At 72.8% G+C, this 16,297-nt stretch carries 15 protein-coding genes; 4 read left to right on the top strand and 11 right to left on the bottom strand.

Annotated features, from left to right (window positions below; translation table 11 throughout):
* Positions 1-57 precede the first annotated feature (57 nt).
* From TR50_RS06325 to serS, 3 genes are all read right to left on the bottom strand, one after another.
* Entirely contained in the window at positions 58-1,311 is a 1,254-nt protein-coding gene (locus TR50_RS06325; RefSeq protein ID WP_042415689.1) for a CynX/NimT family MFS transporter, read from the bottom strand.
* Between the two features lie 224 nt (positions 1,312-1,535).
* Positions 1,536-2,357: an HAD family hydrolase gene (locus TR50_RS06320; protein WP_042415673.1), complete on the bottom strand. Its 822-nt coding sequence runs from the start codon at positions 2,355-2,357 to the stop codon at positions 1,536-1,538.
* A 45-nt stretch (positions 2,358-2,402) separates the two neighbouring features.
* The gene (serS, locus tag TR50_RS06315) at positions 2,403-3,680 is read right to left on the bottom strand and encodes a serine--tRNA ligase (RefSeq protein WP_084699799.1); all 1,278 of its coding nucleotides are present in this window, start codon (positions 3,678-3,680) and stop codon (positions 2,403-2,405) included.
* A 182-nt stretch (positions 3,681-3,862) separates the two neighbouring features.
* Between serS and TR50_RS06310 the strand changes: the two genes are divergently transcribed.
* Positions 3,863-4,663, top strand: a complete 801-nt coding sequence (locus tag TR50_RS06310; protein WP_042415669.1) for a polysaccharide deacetylase family protein — start codon at positions 3,863-3,865, stop codon at positions 4,661-4,663.
* A gap of 332 nt (positions 4,664-4,995) precedes the next feature.
* Here TR50_RS06310 and pheA read toward each other — a convergent pair whose 3' ends face one another.
* From pheA to TR50_RS06275, 7 genes are all read right to left on the bottom strand, one after another.
* On the bottom strand, positions 4,996-5,928 hold the full coding sequence (gene pheA / locus TR50_RS06305; RefSeq protein ID WP_042415666.1) for a prephenate dehydratase: 933 nt from the start codon (positions 5,926-5,928) through the stop codon (positions 4,996-4,998).
* A 128-nt stretch (positions 5,929-6,056) separates the two neighbouring features.
* Positions 6,057-7,376 (bottom strand): iron uptake transporter deferrochelatase/peroxidase subunit, encoded by a 1,320-nt coding sequence (gene efeB / locus TR50_RS06300; protein ID WP_084699798.1) that lies wholly within the window; start codon positions 7,374-7,376, stop codon positions 6,057-6,059.
* 4 nt (positions 7,377-7,380) lie between these two features.
* Complete coding sequence (locus TR50_RS06295; RefSeq protein ID WP_042415664.1) at positions 7,381-9,408, bottom strand: copper resistance CopC/CopD family protein; 2,028 nt, start codon at positions 9,406-9,408, stop codon at positions 7,381-7,383.
* 28 nt (positions 9,409-9,436) lie between these two features.
* On the bottom strand, positions 9,437-9,958 hold the full coding sequence (locus tag TR50_RS06290; RefSeq protein ID WP_042415660.1) for a copper chaperone PCu(A)C: 522 nt from the start codon (positions 9,956-9,958) through the stop codon (positions 9,437-9,439).
* Entirely contained in the window at positions 9,955-10,638 is a 684-nt protein-coding gene (locus TR50_RS06285) for an SCO family protein (RefSeq protein ID WP_042415657.1), read from the bottom strand. Before TR50_RS06285 ends, TR50_RS06290 begins: the two co-directional genes overlap by 4 nt.
* A gap of 197 nt (positions 10,639-10,835) precedes the next feature.
* Positions 10,836-11,585: a YcnI family copper-binding membrane protein gene (locus TR50_RS06280; protein ID WP_369405697.1), complete on the bottom strand. Its 750-nt coding sequence runs from the start codon at positions 11,583-11,585 to the stop codon at positions 10,836-10,838.
* Between the two features lie 185 nt (positions 11,586-11,770).
* On the bottom strand, positions 11,771-12,547 hold the full coding sequence (locus TR50_RS06275; protein ID WP_042415654.1) for a hypothetical protein: 777 nt from the start codon (positions 12,545-12,547) through the stop codon (positions 11,771-11,773).
* Between the two features lie 252 nt (positions 12,548-12,799).
* On the opposite strand from TR50_RS06275, the gene TR50_RS06270 reads away from it, so the two are divergent.
* Positions 12,800-13,345, top strand: coding sequence for an ATP-binding protein (locus TR50_RS06270; protein ID WP_042415651.1), 546 nt, complete (start codon positions 12,800-12,802; stop codon positions 13,343-13,345).
* Between the two features lie 90 nt (positions 13,346-13,435).
* Positions 13,436-14,203: a MerR family transcriptional regulator gene (locus TR50_RS06265; RefSeq protein ID WP_042415648.1), complete on the top strand. Its 768-nt coding sequence runs from the start codon at positions 13,436-13,438 to the stop codon at positions 14,201-14,203.
* Positions 14,204-14,298: 95 nt separating this feature from the next.
* On the opposite strand, the gene TR50_RS06260 is transcribed toward TR50_RS06265, so the two are convergent.
* Positions 14,299-14,859 carry a hypothetical protein gene (locus TR50_RS06260; protein WP_042415645.1) on the bottom strand — a complete coding sequence of 187 codons (561 nt, stop codon included), beginning with the start codon at positions 14,857-14,859 and terminating at the stop codon, positions 14,299-14,301.
* A 255-nt stretch (positions 14,860-15,114) separates the two neighbouring features.
* Here TR50_RS06260 and TR50_RS06255 point away from each other — a divergent pair, with 255 nt between their 5' ends.
* Entirely contained in the window at positions 15,115-16,116 is a 1,002-nt protein-coding gene (locus tag TR50_RS06255; RefSeq protein ID WP_042415642.1) for a helix-turn-helix domain-containing protein, read from the top strand.
* Positions 16,117-16,297 lie beyond the last annotated feature (181 nt).

Below are 16,297 nucleotides of genomic sequence, written 5' to 3'. Positions count from 1 at the left end.
GGCGGAAGGCCCCTTGGCGCTGTCGTGTACCGGTTCGGTCGAAAGAGGCGGATCCGCTCAGGCGGAGAGGACCAGCTTCCGGCCCGCGCCGAGTCCGGCGGTCAGGCCGATCGCGCAGCAGCCCAGCAGCATCCCCAGCGGCAGCACCCAGCCGCCCGTCGTCTGGTGCAGCGCGCCGAAGCCCACCGGGCCGACGGCCGCGATGAAGTAGCCCACCAGCTGCGACATCCCGCTCAGCTGCGCGGCGACCTGGGCGGATCCGCTGCGCAGCACGATCATCGCCATGGCCAGGCCGAAGCCGCCGCCCTGTGCGATGCCGATGAGGATCGCCCAGAGCCAGGCGGCGGCCGTCGGCGCGACCAGCAGGCCCGCCACGCCGGTGGCCATGGAGCCCACCATCAGCGCCACCAGGGCCCGCTGGTTGTTCGTCCGTCCGGCGGTCAGCGGCACCAGGAACGCGGCCGGGATCTGCACCAGCGAGCTGACCGCGAAGACGGCCCCGGCCGTGCCGCGGTCCATGCCCTGGGTGGTGAGGATCGTCGGCAGCCAGGCGATCAGGGTGTAGGAGAGCAGCGACTGGATGCCCATGAAGACCGCGAGCTGCCAGGCCAGCGGGTGCCGCCACAGCCCGGGGACCTTGGCGGTGGCGGCGGCGGAGCCCCCGGCCGTCGCGGTCCGCGGGTGCCCGGTGGCGCCGAGCTGCGGCAGCCAGGCGAGGAAGGCGAAGGCCGCCAGCACGGACCACGAGGCCATCGATCCGGCCCAGCCGCCGAAGGCGTGCTCCAGCGGGACGCTCAGCGCGGCCGCCAGCGTCGCGCCGACGATCATGGACGTGGTGTAGACGCCGGTCATCGCCGCCGCGCGCTCGGGGAAGTCACGCTTGACCAGGCCCGGCATGGTGACGTTGAGCAGGGCGATCGCCGCGCCCAGGACCGTGCTGCCCGCGAACAGGGCCCACGTTCCGGGCAGGACGCGCAGCACGATCCCGGCCACCAGCGTCAGCAGCGCGAGGGCGACCACGCGCTCGGGGCCGGCCTTCCGGTTCAGGCGGGCCGCGAGCGGCGCGACCGAACCCATCATCAGCACGGGGATCGTGGTCAGCAGCCCGCCCGCGGTCGCGGACAGGCCGTAGTGGCCGCTGACGTCGCCGAGCAGCGGGGAGACCGCGGAGACGGCGGCGCGCATGTTGAGCGAGACGAGCAGGATGCCGACGAGCGCGGTCGCCGGGTGGGCGAGGACGCGGGTCAGTCGCGAGGCCGCAGAAGGTGCGGAGGCATACGAAACGGGCGTGTCGAGCACGGAGCGGGACATGGGTGAGCCTCAGACGAGCGGGAAGAAGGAGCGGGAGAGGGCCGGCATGCGCACGGGGCGCGCGGCGTCAGCTCTCCGGACGCTTGATGTTCGCGTCGATCAGCTCGGCCAGGTCGATCAGCACGGCGTCGACGGTCACGGCGTCCATGAGCAGCACATCGCTCATCGCCATTGCTCCGCCTTGCCTTCCTGGTGAGGTATCTCCGTCACCATGCTAACAAGGATCAGAGCTGGAAAATTCGCTCCAGGGCGACAGCGACGCCGTCCTCCTCGTTGCTCAGCGTGATCTCGTCCGCGACGGCCTTCAACTCGGCGTGGGCGTTGGCCATCGCTACCGCGTGCCCGACCCAGCGGAACATCGGTATGTCGTTCGGCATGTCCCCGAAGGCGACGGTCCGATCCTTCGACGTGCCCAGGCGCGCGGAGGCCAGGGTCAGGCCGGTCGCCTTGGACAGGCCGAGCGGCAACAGCTCCACGAAGCCCTGCCCGGACAGCACGACCGTCACCAGACCGCCCGCCGCCGCGCTGACGGCCGCCGCCAACTCGTCGTCGGTCAGCCGCTCGTGCTGCACCAGCACCCGGCTCAGCGGCTCGGCCCACAGCTCGGCGACGTCGGCGACGGGCTCCGGCGCGGCCAGGTTCTCCCCGGCCGAGGGCATGTCGTAGGTCCGGTCGAAGAGCACGTCGCCCTCCAGACCGTCCTGCACGACGGCCACGGCCATCGGGCCGACCTCCGCCTCCGCCTTGGCGAGGGCGAGGGCGGCCACCTGGCGGTCCAACGTGACCGACGTCACCAGCCGGTGCGCGCCCGCGTCGTAGAGCTGACCGCCCTGGCCGCAGACCGCCAGCCCGGTGTAGCCGATCGCGTCCAGCGTCGGCCGGGTCCAGCGCGCCGAGCGCCCGGTCACCACGATGTGCTGCGCTCCCGCGGCCTTCGCGGCCGAGAGGGCCCGCTGCGTGCGCGACGACACGGTGTGGTCGTCGCGCAGCAGCGTCCCGTCCAGGTCGGTCGCGATCAGGTCGAACGGCCGCGGGGCGGAGCTCACGTGGTCTGACTCTCTTTCGGCTCGCTTTCGGTGCCGCTGAAGCGCTTACTTGCCGACCGGGGTCAGCACCTCGCGCCCGCCCAGGTAGGGCCGCAGCGCCTCCGGCACGACGACCGAGCCGTCGGCCAGCTGGTGGGTCTCCAGCAGCGCCACGATGGTGCGCGGCACCGCGCACAGCGTGCCGTTCAGCGTGGCCAGCGGGCGGTTGCCCTCCTCGCCGCGCATCCGGATGCCGAGGCGACGCGCCTGGAACTCACCGCAGTTGGAGGTCGAGGTCAGCTCGCGGTACTTGCCCTGGGTGGGGATCCACGCCTCGATGTCGTACTTGCGCATCGCGGACGCGCCCAGGTCGCCCGAAGCCACGTCGATGACGCGGTAGGCGAGGCCGAGCTTGTTCAGGAAGTCCTTCTCCCACTGCAGCAGGCGCTTGTGCTCCGCCTCCGCGTCCTCCGGCGCGACGTAGGAGAACATCTCCACCTTGTCGAACTGGTGGACGCGGATGATGCCGCGGGTGTCCTTGCCGTAGGTGCCGGCCTCGCGGCGGAAGCAGGGCGAGAACCCGGCGTACCGCAGCGGCAGCTGGTCGCCGTCGAGGATCTCGTCCATGTGGTAGGCGGCCAGCGGCACCTCGGAGGTGCCGACCAGGTAGAAGTCGTCCTCCGGGAGGTGGAAGACGTTCTCCGCGGCCTGGCCGAGGAAGCCGGTGCCCTCCATCGCGCGCGGCTTCACCAGCGCCGGCGTGATCATCGGGATGAAGCCGGCCTCGGTGGCCTGCGCGATCGCCATGTTGACCAGGGCGAGCTCCAGCAGCGCGCCGACGCCGGTCAGGTAGTAGAAGCGCGAGCCGGAGACCTTGGCAGCGCGCTCGGTGTCGATCGCGCCGAGGATCTTGCCCAACTCGACGTGGTCGCGCGGCTCGAAGCCCTCCGCGGCGAAGTCGCGCGGGGTGCCGACCTCCTCGAGGGTGACGAAGTCCTCCTCGCCGCCGATCGGGGCGGCCGGGTCGAGCAGGTTGGCCAGCCCGCCCAGCAGGCGCTGCACCTCGGCCTCGGCCTCGGTCTGCGCCGCGTTGGCGGCCTTGACCTCCGTGGCCAGCTGCTTGGTGCGCTCCAGCAGGGCGGCCTTCTCGTCGCCCTTGGCCTGCGCCACCTGCTTGCCCAGCTGCCGCTGCTCGTTGCGGAGTTCGTCGAAGCGGGAACTGGACGATCGCTGCCGCTCGTCGGCGGCGAGCAGGGCGTCGACGAGCTCGACGTCCTCACCTCGGGCGCGCTGGGAAGCACGCACACGGTCCGGGTCCACGCGAAGCAGGCGAAGGTCAATCACGGTACGAGGGTACCGGGCGCGGCGAGGGGTGAGCGGACTCACAACCGCCGGGTCTGCTTTGTCACATCTTCGTCCCGGGGCTACGTCAAAGCTGTGCGATCGCTCTGAGCACGCTTTCAGGGCTGCGACAGTTGTTCGGCAGACGACAACCTGCGAACGGTGAACGGAAGGTGGGACAGGCGATGCGGACGCGTGCGGTGGCGGTGGCTGGAGGGGTGCTGGCGGCGGTGCTGGCTCTCTCCGCCTGCGGTGGGGGCGCCGGTGCGCGGGGGGCGAGCAACGACGGGGCCGCGGGCGGCGGCACGGCGAGTGCCTCGCCGAACCCGAAGAGCACCTCCGGCGACACCGTTCCGTCCAGCGGGGCCGAGACGGTCAGCAAGGAACTCGAGTACTACATCGCCCACCCGGCGGGCGAGAAGACCGTCGCGCTCACCTTCGACGACGGCCCGAGCCCGCAGTGGACGCCGCGGATCCTCGCACTGCTGGCCAAGTACAACGCGCACGCGACCTTCTGTGAGATAGGCCCCGAGGCGCAGGCGGCCCCGGGCGTGGTCAAGCAGGTGCTCGCCGGCGGCAACCGGCTCTGCGACCACTCGGTCCACCACAACGAGGCGATGTCGACGCGCGGTCTCGCCTACGAGACCAATGAGATCGTCGGCGCCAAGCAGATGATCGAGGCGGCGGGCGGCCCGGGAACGCAGGTCAGCTGGTTCCGGGCGCCCGGAGGGGATTTCACGCCCGAGATCCGCGGGATATCCGCGAAGAACGGACTGCGTCCGCTCGCGTGGAGCATCGACACCAATGACTGGAAGCGCCCCGGTGTGGCCGCGATCGTGGCCGACGTGAAGAAGAACGTGCGGCCCGGTTCGATCATTCTGATGCACGACGCCGGCGGTGACCGCAGCCAGACCGTGGCGGCTCTGGCCCAGGTGCTGCCGTGGCTGATCCAGCAGGGCTACTCCGTCAACTTCCCCGACGCCTGACGACGGCCGACGGCGGCTGACGAGGAAGGCTTGTGGATATCCCGCCTTTATCCACAGGCCGCCTCGAAGCCCTGTGGATTGTGGGTAATCACGCCCCTGAGCTCGCTAAACCTCGAGTTTGCGGCCGGGGGCGTGATTTTTTGGGTCCACGAAGGGGACTTTGGGGAAACTGCCGCTCGGAATCCCTATATGTCCGACTTGCCTGGTCTGCAAGCTTTGATGAGCAAGGGGAGATTAGTCGGATCTCGCGGTCGATCCCCAGGCTGTGGATAACCAGGCCGCCTGTGGATAACTCGGCCGACGGTGTGGACCACCGCCCGGGCCACGGTGGACTACAGCTCGCCGCGGCCGTCCAGAGCGCGGGACAGCCAGTCCGAGGCGCGGGCGAACTCCGCGTCCGAGGTGCCCCGGCGCACCGTCGCCGGCACCGCGTCCGCCCGAGGGTACGAGCCCAGCAGCCGCACCTGCGGACAGATCCGGTGCAGGCCCATCAGCGCCTCGCTCACCCGGCGGTCGGTGATGTGGCCCTCCGCGTCGGCGGCGAAGCAGTACTTGCCCAAGCCCTCGCCCGTCGGCCGGGACTCGATGCGCATCAGGTTCACCCCGCGCACGGCGAACTCCTGCAGCAGCTCCAGCAGCGCGCCCGGGTGGTCGTCCGCCAGCCAGAACACGGCCGAGGTCTTGTCGCTCCCCGTCGGCGCCGGCGGCCGTCCCGGACGGCCGACCAGCACGAAGCGCGTCGTCGCGTTCGCGGCGTCGTGGATCTCCGTCGCCAGCGGCTCCAGGTGGTACAGCGGCGCGGCGAACGCGCCCGCGAACGCGCCGTCGTACCGGCCCTCCTGCACCAGCCGCGCCCCGTCCGCGTTGGACGCCGCCGACTCCCAGTGCGCGTCCGGCAGGTTCTCCGACATCCAGTGGCGCACCTGCGGCTGGGCGGCCGGATGACCGGTGACGGTCTTCACGTCCGCGAGCTTCGTCCCGGGCCGGACCAGCAGCGCGAAGGCGATCGGCAGCAGCACCTCGCGGTAGATCATCAACGGCTCGCCCTGGGCGAGCTCGTCCATGGTCTGGCGGATCCCGCCCTCGACGGAGTTCTCGATCGGCACGAGCGCGGCCGCGGCCTCGCCGTTCCGGACGGCGTCCAGCGCGGCGGGCACCGACACGGCCGGCACCAGCTCCCGGGTGGCCGCCTCGGGCAGCGTCCGCAGCGCGGCCTCGGTGAAGGTGCCCTCCGGACCGAGGTAGGTGAATCGGTTCGCGGACACGGCGACCTCCCAAGCTGCATACGGCACGGACGTAACGTTAACGACTGGCCGCCCACCAGGACTCCTGGTCTTGCGAGCTGGGACGGACATCCGGCTGACTCCCGAGTCGGACAGGGCCTGACCCAGGCCTAACCCTCCAGCAGCGCCTGCCCCACGTACCCGTCCGCCGCCGCGCCGCCCGGGACCGCGTACAGGCCCGAGGACTCGTGCACGATGAACCGCGACAGTGCGTCCCCGCGGGCGAGCTTGCGCTGCACCGGGACGAACCCCGTCTGCGGATCGGACTGGAAGCAGACGAAGAGCAGCCCCGCGTCCGGCGCTCCGTCCGAGCGGAACCCGTCGTGGTAGGAGTAGCCGCGCCGCAGCATCGCCGCGCCCTGGTTGGAGGCGGGTGCGGCCACCCGCACGTGCGCGTCGCCGGGGACCGCCAGCGAGCCGTCCGGGTTCTGCTTGGCCAGGTCGACGGGCGTGGTCTCGGTGCCTCCCGACAGCGGGGCGCCGGACGCCTTGCGGCGGCCGATGGTGCGCTCCTGGAGCTCCGGAGACTGCTGGTCCCAGACGTCCAGCAGCATCCGGATCCGCCGGAAGACGGCGTAGCTGCCGCCCGCCATCCACGGCGGCTGCCCGTTCTGCGGGACGAAGATCCGCGAGGCGAAGTTCGCGTCGGTCGGCTTGGGGTTGTTGGTGCCGTCGATCTGCCCCATCAGGTTGCGGCCCGTCATGGGTCGTGCCGTCGCGCCCGGGGCGCGGCTGAAGCCGGTCATCTGCCAGCGCGGGACGGCCTGGCCGGCGGCGAGACGCTGGAGCGTGCGCATCGCGTGGAAGGCGACGAGCGGGTCGTTCGCGCAGACCTGCACCCACAGGTCGCCGTCGCTGCGGGAGCGGTCGAGGCGGTCCTCGGGGAACGGCGGCAGCGCGGCGAGTTGGCCCGGCAGCTGCGCGGTCAGCCCGGCCTTGGCGAAGACCGAAGCGCCGAAGCCGAAGGTGACGGTGAGTGAGCTCGGTCCGGCGTCCAGGGCGACCTGGTCGTCCGTCAGACCGGGCGGGGTCCTGCCCTCCGCCATCGCCGCCGCCGCCGCGGACCATCGCTTCATCAGCGCGGTCAGCCCGGGACGTGCGGTGCCGGGGGTGAGGTCGAAGGCGGTCGCGTGGAGGGAGGACTGCATCGGCTCGACGATCCCCGCCTGGTGGGCGCCGTGGAAGGCCACTGCCGTGCTGCCGAGCGCGGTCGCGGGGACGGCCGCGTCGGCCGACCGGCGGGGAGCCGGCGGCCCGGCGAGGGCGTAGCCGCCCGCGCCGAGGGCCAGACCGGCGGCGCCGCCCGCGCCCGCGGCGCCGAGGAGTCGACGGCGGGACAGCTGCGGGCCGGACGGCCGCGGGCGGGGTGCGTCGGAGCTCATGGTGCCGCTCTCGTCCTTCGTGGGCTTCTTCAGGTTGTTCGGTGACATCGCGTCAGCCCACGGTGACGGGCGTGGTGACGGTGGCCTCGTCGATGTCGTCCGATCGGACGGTCACCGCGAGGGTCCACTGTCCGGCGAGCGGCAGCTCCAGGTCCGCCGTGCCCCAGTGGCCGATGTCGAGGTGGTCCAGCTTCACCGCGAGCGGGCCGAGGTTCTTCGACTTGAGCGAGAGCGCGATGTCGATCTCGGGGACGTCCACGGGCTTGCCGGTGCTGTCGTAGAGGTAGGCGTGCAGCGTGTTCTGCCCGGGGCGGGCCGGGTCGATGTCGATGGTGACCTTGCCCTTGGCCCCGCGGGTGCTGCCCGTGGTGTCGTAGGGCAGGGTGACGTCGACGGGCCCGTGCGCGGCGGCCTTGGCGACCGCCTGCTGCTCGGCGACGGCGCGGCCGGGCGGGGAGTTCGTCAGTGCGGTGGTCAGCCCGAGCACGACGACCGCGAAGACGGCTTCGAGCGCGACCGACCGAAGCAGCATGCCGCGCGCGGGCGCGGCCTCGCGCGCCTTGCGCTGCCGGGCCTGCTGCCGCGCCCTCGCCTGCCGGGCGAGCTGCGCCGCGCGCTCCGGGTCCGGGTCCGCGTCCGCGTCCGCTCCGGCGGGGTCGGCGGGGTCGGTGGTGTCGCCCACACCGACGGCGTCCGCGGCGCGCTCGGCCGTCTGCTCGCCGCCCCTGGCGGCGGCGGACACCTCCGCCAGCACCACCCCGGTGCCGGCGCCGGCTTCGGCTTCGAGCACCTCGGTCGCCTCGGCCGATCCGGTCGCGTCCTCGGCCGACGCGTCGGCGCGCAGCAGGGCGAGCCAGCGACGGGACATCCATGCCGCGCCGAGGATGACGAGCACGGCGCCGATCTTGACCAGCAGCAGGCGGCCGTAGGTGGTGTCGGTCAGCGCCGACCAGGAGCCGAGGCCGCGCCAGGCCTGGTAGACGCCGGTCGCGGTGAGGGCGGCGACGCACCAGAACGCCAGGGTCGAGAAGCGGCCGACCGCGCGCACGTCGATGCCGCCGGCCCGGGTGAGGGCGCGTAGGCCCACCAGCACGGTGGCCAGGCCGCCGAGCCAGAGTGACATGGAGAGGATGTGGACGGTGTCCAGGGTCACGGCGAGTGGGACCTGCATGCCGACGGAGGCGTGGTCGCCGAGCGGCCAGGTGACGGCGATCGCGATCGAGAGCAGTGCTCCGGTGACGCCCAGTCCGATTCGGCGACGCCGCTCCGCGACGAGAGCACCGCTCTCGTCCTCGTGCGCGTGCCCGCCGAGCAGCGCCAGGAAGACGCCCGCGCCGGCCAGCAGCAGCACCCGCACCGCCAGCAGCACGCCCAGCTTCTCGCCGAGCACCTGCCGCAGCAGCGAGAGGTCGAAGACCTTGCCGAGCCCCGTCCCCGCCTCGTACGTTCCGCGCAGTGCCAGCTCCGCCAGCGTCGACAGCAGCAGCCCGGCCCAGCCCGCGATCATCAGCCGCTGGACGCCCCGCAGCCGCAGCCCGCCCGGCCAGCACAGGAGTACCGCGCCGACGGAGCCGACCAGCAGCGCCATCGCCCCGTACTGCACGCCTCGCGTCAGTCCGTACAGGCTTCCGGTGGCCGTCGGCCCGCTGTCGCCGACACCCGCGACCCCGGTCAGCGTGGCGGGCGCGGAGGACCGGCCGATGGAGAAGGTGAACGCTCCGGCCACCGGGTGGGTGTCCGCCGAGATCACCCGCCAGGCGACGGTGTAGGTGCCCTGCGCGGCGGCCGCGCTCGCGTCGATCCGCACCTGCGCCGTCGACGCGTCGCCGGAGGCGTGTCCGGCGGTGCCGGTGTCGACCCGCTTGCCGCTCGGGTCGAAGACCCGCAGCGCGTCGGGTTCCAGTGTCACCGACTCGCTGAAGTGCAGCGTGACCGCTGTCGGCGGCACGGCCACGACGCTGCCCTGTGCGGGGTCGGTCGACAGCAGCGCGGCGTGCGCCGAGGCCACGCCGGCGCCGCCGAGCAGCAGCGCGACCAGCAGCGCGAGCAGCGCCGCGGCGGAGCGCGCGTATCGCTTCATCGGAGGGTCCTTCCTCTTCCCGCGCCGCTCACTGACCGGGCTGGTATGTCAACGGCTGCACGGTGGCCTGGACCGTCACCGGTGCGGCGTCGTCGAAGCGCAACTGGAGTTCGATCTGCGCGCCGAGCTTCGGCGCCGGTTTCAGCCCCATCAGCATCAGGTGTCGGCCGCCGCGGGCGAACGTCACCACGCCGTGGGCCGGGATCCGGACGGTCGGGGTGTCGACCATGGTGGACGCCGTGCTCTGGTGCATGGAGACGGACTGCGCCTGCGGGCTGGTGACCCCGGTCAGGGTGGCGGCCTTGTCGCCGTCGTTGCGCAGCACGAAGTAGCCCGCGGCCATGTCCGGCAGGGACGGCAGGGGTATGTAGGCGCCGGAGACGCTGAGCCGCGGCGCGGCGGCTGCGGAGCCCGCGGCGGCGGACGAGGTCGCGGAGCCCGATGTGGTCGCGGGGCCCGTGGCGCCGCCCGACGACGAGCAGCCGGTCAGCGCCAGGGCCAGCGGCGCGGCGAGCGCGACCGCGCCCAGGGCCGCGGTCCGCCGCCTCACGCCGCCACGCCCTTGATCAGCAGCGGCAGGTCGTGCTCGAAGACGGCCGTGGTCGTGCCGCTGGTGTAGAGGACGTGGGCCTTGTCGTCGGCGGGCGAGAACGCGAGGGTCTGCGCGCCGTGCACCGGCTCCTGGCCCTTGACCGGCGCGGCGACGTAGACGCCGACGGACTTCGCCGCCGCGATGATCGTCTTGATGTCGCCGGTGAGGCCGATGAACGTGGGGTTGAACGCGGCCAGCCAGGTGCGGATCTCGGCCGGGGTGTCCCGGTCCGGGTCGGTGGTCACGAAGACCACGTCGATCTTGCTCTGCTGGTCCTTCGGCAGTTTGCTGACGGCCACGGCGATGTCGCCCATGGTCGTCGGGCAGACGTCGGGGCAGTGGGTGTAGCCGAAGTACAGCAGCATCGCCTTGCCGCGGGTGCCCGCGACCAGGTCGAAGGGCTTGCCGCTGGTGTCGGTGAGGGTGACGGCGGGCTTGTCGAAGGTACGGCCGAGCGGGTCCCCCTGGTAGGGGCCCTGCTGCTGCGCCGAGGTCACGGCCTGGCCGCCGTCGGTGGACGACGCGCCGGAGGACGAGGAGCCGCCGCAGGCGGTCAGCAGCAGCGCGGCCGCGCCGCCGAGGGAGCCGAGCAGGACGGAGCGGCGGGTCGGGCGGTTCGGGAAGGTGGAAGAAGACATGTCGGGGCTTTCCCTGGAGATCAAGGGGCGTGGCAGGCGGGTGGTCGGCCGGTGGGCCGGACGGGGACTTCGCCTCCGTCCGGCCCACCGGCCACGTCGTCGGCGCGAGGATCCGCGCGGCTTCGCGGCTCCGGCGCGCGTGTCCGCGCCGGATCAGTCCCGGATCAGTGCCGGGTCAGTGCCGGATCGGCGCGGGATCAGGAGGCGCTGCCGCGCCCGCCGCGTCGCCAGCCGAGGAAGCCGAGCACGACGCCCGCGAGGCCCACGGCCACGCCGACGCCGCCGAGCACCCGGGCCGCGTCGTCGCTGTCGTCGGAACTGCCTGATGCGGCCGCCTGCGTGGTGGCGGCGGAGGACTTGGCGTCGGTGCTTCCGGAGCCGCTGTCCGAGCCGGCCGCGGTCAGGTTGAGCGTGGGGGCCGGGTGCTCCGGCTCGGTCCCGCCCGCAGTGGCCGGGGTGTCGATCCAGCGGACCACGGTGCCGTCCGAGTACGTCTGGAGCGTCTTGAACTCCAACTGCTTGGTGCCCGTAGGCAGCTGGCCGAAGTCGACGGTGAAGTCCTGGTACTGGCCGGGGGCGATCTTGCCGCCGGTCCAGATGATCTCCGAGACGGCGTCGGTGACCGGGCCGTCGTCGGTCTGGATCGGGGTCGCGAGCTTGGTCGTCTTGACCTCGCTGGTCCACCCCGCCGCCGGGCCGACCAGGGCGGAGGCGATCGGGTGGTCGGTGGGGAAGTAGACGTCGACCTTGACGGTCGAGGCGGTGTCCGACTCGTTCGGCACCCGGAAGGCGAAGACCTGGTCCGCGGCGCCGGCGGCGGCCGCGCCGGGCTGCACGGTGACGTGCGCGGAGGCCGGTCCGGCGATCAGCAGCACGGCGCCCGTGGCGAGGGTGGCCGGGACGGCGAGACGGCGGACGTGGGTACGAAGGTCGGTGCGCATGCGCATGGTGTGGATCTCTCCTCAAGCCTGTGCGAAGCCTGGCCCGCGGCGTCGTCGGTCGTCGGCCTCGATGAACGGCTGACAGGTGGAGGCGACGTCGACGCGCGGACGGCGTGGGTGGGAGCCCCGTGCGTGCGGGGCTCGGTGCAGAAAGGCGAGGGTCTGCCGTCCTCCGCGCGGCGGCGGGGACGTCAGGCCGGGAGAGCGTGCGGCGGGCCGCGGCGGACCAGGTGGTGACGCAGGTGCAGACTGCCGGGCAGTCGCCACGGCTCGTCCGCGCGGCGCGCTGCGCGCGGCCCGGCCGCGTGTATCGCGCCCGCGAGCACCCCGGTGAGCAGACCGACCAGCTGCCGGACCAGCGCGCGAAGCGGCTCGACGGCCAACGCGAGCAGCCGGAACAGCGCGGCCTCGCCGCGCCGCAGCCACCAGCCCGCGACGAGCGCGGCGAGCAGGTGGCCGACCAGCATGGCCGGCGTCAGTCCGAGCAGCGTCCACGGCGTGGTCGCGGCGGTTCCGCCGGTGGCGGCCGCGGAGGCGGCGTAGAGGTGCGGGTCCAGACCGGCGTCGGCGACGATCTGCCACGCGGTCTTGCCCTGCGGCAGCGGCCCGCACAGGAGCGTGGCCGCGAGCCGGGCGATCGGGTCGGAGCTGTTTCCGGCCATCGCGGGCATCCCCGCCATGCCGCTGCCGCCGCCGTGGGCGGTCAGATGGAACAGCGTGTGCAGCCCCAGCTCCCCGACGGCGAGACCGCCCGCGATGGCGGGCAGGCCGCGCTCCCGCCCGGCCAGCGCGGCCGCGGGCAGCGCCACCAGCACGAGGCCGACGAGCAGCGTCGGCAGCGGAACGGGACCGCCGCCCGCGCACACGTGGCCGAGCGCGGACACCAGGACGCAGACCGCCGCGAAGGGCAGAGCCCGCACCACGCGAAGGTCGAGGCTGGTCGCGCCGGAGGCGCCGGAGGTGGCCATGACGCCCGTCAGTCTCTCAGAGGCGCGCAAGGGGCGATGCCCTGGGTCGGGAACTGACCGGGTCGTGTCCCGGAGTCGTGCCCCGGAGGCTTGCCGTGGGGCGGCGTCCAGGGCGCGCCTGCGCGCCCCTTGTGCGCCCATGCACTCCCTCTTTCCGCCAAGAGGGCGACAAGATCCGAGCGAAGCGGTTCGTTCCCGGGCGGGTCGGCAATACCTACTGGTATGTGGTGCCGCAGCCAGGAGGAGCCTTTCGTGGACATCTGGTGGTCTCTGCACCTGCGGCGTGAGCCGGCGAGTGTCCCGTTGGCCCGGCGGATCCTCCTGCAGACCATGGCGGCGGCCGGGGTCGACCCGGACGTCTCCTTCGAGGTCGGCATCGCGCTCAGCGAGGCGTGCGCCAACGCGGTGGAGCACGCGGGCCCTGGCGAGGAGAGCGGCGACGTCGCCGCGGACGACGGTTTCCAGGTCACCGCCGCGATCATCGGGGACCGGCTGCGCATCGAGGTCGCCGACTCGGGTCCGGGCTTCGCGGTCCGCGTACGCCGCAGCGGCCGCCGTCGGGTGAAGACCACGGGGGCCAGGGCCGCCGCGACGGCCGCCGCCAACCGGACGGTGAAGCCGACCGCCCCTGACCTGTGCGCCGAGAGCGGACGCGGACTCTTCCTGATCCGGGCGCTCTCCGACAGCGTCCAGTTCCGCAATCACCCGCGCTCCGGCGCGAGCGTCTGCTTCGACCGGACCCTCACCTACCGCGACCACGGCGAGCGCCGTGGTCGTCCCTTTGCCCACGCCTCCTGACTCCGCTCGCCTCCCGCGCCGGAACGCGGTTGACTCTCACGCCACGTGAGGCCGCAGGCTGGGTGACGAGAGGGAGAGGAACGGGGCCCCATGAGTTACTCGGTCGGTCAGGTCGCGCGGTTCGCCAAGGTGACCGTGCGCACCCTGCACCACTACGACGAGATCAAGCTGCTCAGCCCGAGCGACCGCACGCCGTCCGGCTACCGCCGTTACGACGACGCGGATCTGGACCGGCTGCAGCAGATCCTCTTCTACCGCGAACTCGGCTTCTCCCTCGACGACATCGCGGCCATCCTGGACGACTCCGACGTCAGCCCGAGCGAGCACCTGCGCCGCCAGCGCAGCCTGCTGCTGGGGCGGATCGAGCGGCTCCAGGAGATGGTCGCGTCCGTGGAACACGCACTGGAGGCGAGGAAGATGGGGATCCAACTGACCCCGGAGGAGAAGTTCGAGGTCTTCGGCGAGGACTACGTCGACTACCAGGACGAGGCCGAGGAGCGCTGGGGCGCCACCGACGCCTGGAAGCAGTCCCAGCGGCGTGCCGCCCGGTACTCCAAGGAGGACTGGGCGGCGATCAAGGCCGAGGGCGACGCGCTCAACGGCCGCATCGCCGAGGCCGTCGCGGCCGGGATCACGCCTTCGAGCGAGCAGGCGATGCGGATCGCCGAGGACCACCGGCAGCACATCACCGAGCGGTTCTTCGACGTCTCGTACGGCATGCACCGCTGCATGGCCGAGATGTACGTCGCCGACCCGCGCTTCACGGAGACCTACGAGAAGGTCGCGCCGGGCGCGGCGGCCTGGTTCCGCGCGGCCGTCCTGGCCAACGCGGACCGCGGGGAGAACGCCGACGGCTGATCTTGGACAACTGAGCGCCCGGGACGACACACCCGTTGGGCCGCGGTCCATGAGGACCGCGGCCCAACGGGTCGATCGCGGCATGGCCGCGTGGTTCAGCCGAGCCGCGCGGCCATCGCCTTGAGGACGCCCTGCGAGCCGGTCGTCACGTCGATGTAGCGGTTGCCGTCCTCGATGTCGACGAAGGAGATCGTGTCGCCGCGCTGGACGAAGAACTCCTGCGCGTCGGACGGCAGGTCGGGGAGGGCCGCCGGGCGGCCCAGGTTGTTGCGGATCTCCACCCGGTAGGAGACGCCGGACTGCAGCCAGGCGGTGCGCTCGACGCTCGCGTGCACGGCCTTGCCCGTGTTCTCGTCGACGGCGCCGTGGTCGATGCGGCTGACGCAGGTCGCGTAGTCGGCCTCGATCTTCTTGAGCGCGGCCGACGCCTTGGCGGTGCTGGAGAAGTGGAACAGGACCTGCGAGCCCTGCACGCTGCGCGCCTTGGTGCCGAACTGCTCGGCCGAGACGGAGCTGGTGTGCAGCTCGCGGATCGGGTCGCCCGAGCCGCAGGTGTAGAGCCACTGGAAGTCACCGGTGGTGGTGTAGCGCGTCTGCGGCTCCGCCTGCCAGTGGAAGTACGCGTTCGCCGGCCATCTGGCTGCCCGGTCAGCCACGGCGAGGTTGCGGCGTTCGCGGCACCGGAGGCGCCGGCGGCCAGACCGAGCGCGGCGGCGGTGACGGCGGCGAACTTGGCGACGCGTGACGAACGAAGAGCGCGCATGACAGGACCCCCCAGGGTGCGTGGTGTGGCGGCTTCCGCCGATCTCGTCGGGGCCCCCGGCCGCCGACGGATCCATTACAGCGTGCGCCGCGTCTCCGATCCCTATACGAACCGTCCGGGTTGTGTAACGCCCGGATAAGCTCGGGCCATGGCCGTCGATCTCGTCCTCCGCCGAGCCCCCGAGGCCGCGCACACCGTGGCCGTGCTGGCCTTCGACGGCATGGCCCCCTTCGAACTCGGGGTCGTGGTGGAGGTGTTCGGCCTGCCACGACCGGAGCTCGGCGGACTGCCCTGGTACGCGCTGAAGGTGTGCGCGGAGGAGCCCGCCCGGGACCTGCGCGCGGTCGGCGGGTTCACCCTGCGGGCCGAGCACGGCCTCGACGCCCTGGCCGCCGCGGACACCGTGATCGTTCCGGGGGTGCCGCATGCGGGCGGCGCGGTCTCCCCCGCGCTCGTCGACGCGCTGCGCGTCGCGCACGCGCGCGGCGCCCGGCTGGTCTCCATCTGCTCCGGAGCGTTCGCGCTGGCCGCCGCCGGCGTACTGACCGGCCGACGGGCGACGACGCACTGGCGCTACGCCGAGCTGCTGGCGGCGCGGTACCCGGAGGTGGACGTCGACCCGGACGTCCTCTACGTCGACGAAGGCGACGTCCTCACCAGCGCGGGCAGCGCCGCCGGGATCGACCTGTGCCTTCATCTGGTCCGCGCGGACCACGGCGCGCAGGTCGCCAACACCGTCGCGCGCCGCTTCGTCGTCCCGCCCCACCGCGACGGCGGCCAGGCCCAGTTCATCGAGGCCGCGGTCGGTCCCCTGCGGGCCGAGGACGACGGCGTCGCCCACAGCATGGCCTGGGCGCTGGAACGCCTGGCCCAGCCGCTGACGGTCCCGGAGCTCGCCCGCGTGGCACGCATGTCGCAGCGCTCCTACCTGCGTCACTTCGCCCGCAGGAACGGCACCAGCCCGATGCGCTGGGTGACGGCACAGCGGATCGCCGCCAGCCTGCCCCTGCTGGAGGGCGGCGTCGCCCCCATCGACGAGGTGGCCTGCGCCGTGGGCTTCGACAGCGCGGCGACCTTCCGGCACCACTTCACCCGCACGATGCGGACCACGCCGACGGCCTACCGCAGGGCCTTCGGCAGGGCCGCGTAGCCGCCGCACCCGGTCCGAGGGCTTGGGCTCAGGGCGCGTTCGACGGGCACAGCGGGGCCTTGTCCGGGCGTTACAGAACCCGGACGGTTCGCGCAGGGATCGGAGACGCGGCGCGCGCTGTAATGGATCCGTCGGCGGCCGGGGGCCCCGACGAGATCGGCGGAAGCCGCCACACCACGTG

The organism is Streptacidiphilus anmyonensis, assembly GCF_000787855.1.
Lineage (GTDB): Bacteria > Actinomycetota > Actinomycetes > Streptomycetales > Streptomycetaceae > Streptacidiphilus > Streptacidiphilus anmyonensis.
The sequence above is the reverse complement of the archived record's forward strand: the minus strand, read 5'-3'. Positions and strand labels throughout refer to the sequence as shown.

What these genes read in the sequence shown, in the direction of transcription:
- TR50_RS06325 (WP_042415689.1), bottom strand. Translation starts at nt 1,311, where the DNA reads ATGTCCCGCTCCGTGCTCGACACGCCCGTTTCGTATGCCTCCGCACCT.
- TR50_RS06310 (WP_042415669.1), top strand. Translation starts at nt 3,863, where the DNA reads ATGCGGACGCGTGCGGTGGCGGTGGCTGGAGGGGTGCTGGCGGCGGTG.
- efeB (WP_084699798.1), bottom strand. Translation starts at nt 7,376, where the DNA reads ATGTCACCGAACAACCTGAAGAAGCCCACGAAGGACGAGAGCGGCACC.
- TR50_RS06295 (WP_042415664.1), bottom strand. Translation starts at nt 9,408, where the DNA reads ATGAAGCGATACGCGCGCTCCGCCGCGGCGCTGCTCGCGCTGCTGGTC.
- TR50_RS06285 (WP_042415657.1), bottom strand. Translation starts at nt 10,638, where the DNA reads ATGTCTTCTTCCACCTTCCCGAACCGCCCGACCCGCCGCTCCGTCCTG.
- TR50_RS06280 (WP_369405697.1), bottom strand. Translation starts at nt 11,585, where the DNA reads ATGCGCATGCGCACCGACCTTCGTACCCACGTCCGCCGTCTCGCCGTC.
- TR50_RS06275 (WP_042415654.1), bottom strand. Translation starts at nt 12,547, where the DNA reads ATGGCCACCTCCGGCGCCTCCGGCGCGACCAGCCTCGACCTTCGCGTG.
- TR50_RS06265 (WP_042415648.1), top strand. Translation starts at nt 13,436, where the DNA reads ATGAGTTACTCGGTCGGTCAGGTCGCGCGGTTCGCCAAGGTGACCGTG.
- TR50_RS06255 (WP_042415642.1), top strand. Translation starts at nt 15,115, where the DNA reads ATGGCCGTCGATCTCGTCCTCCGCCGAGCCCCCGAGGCCGCGCACACC.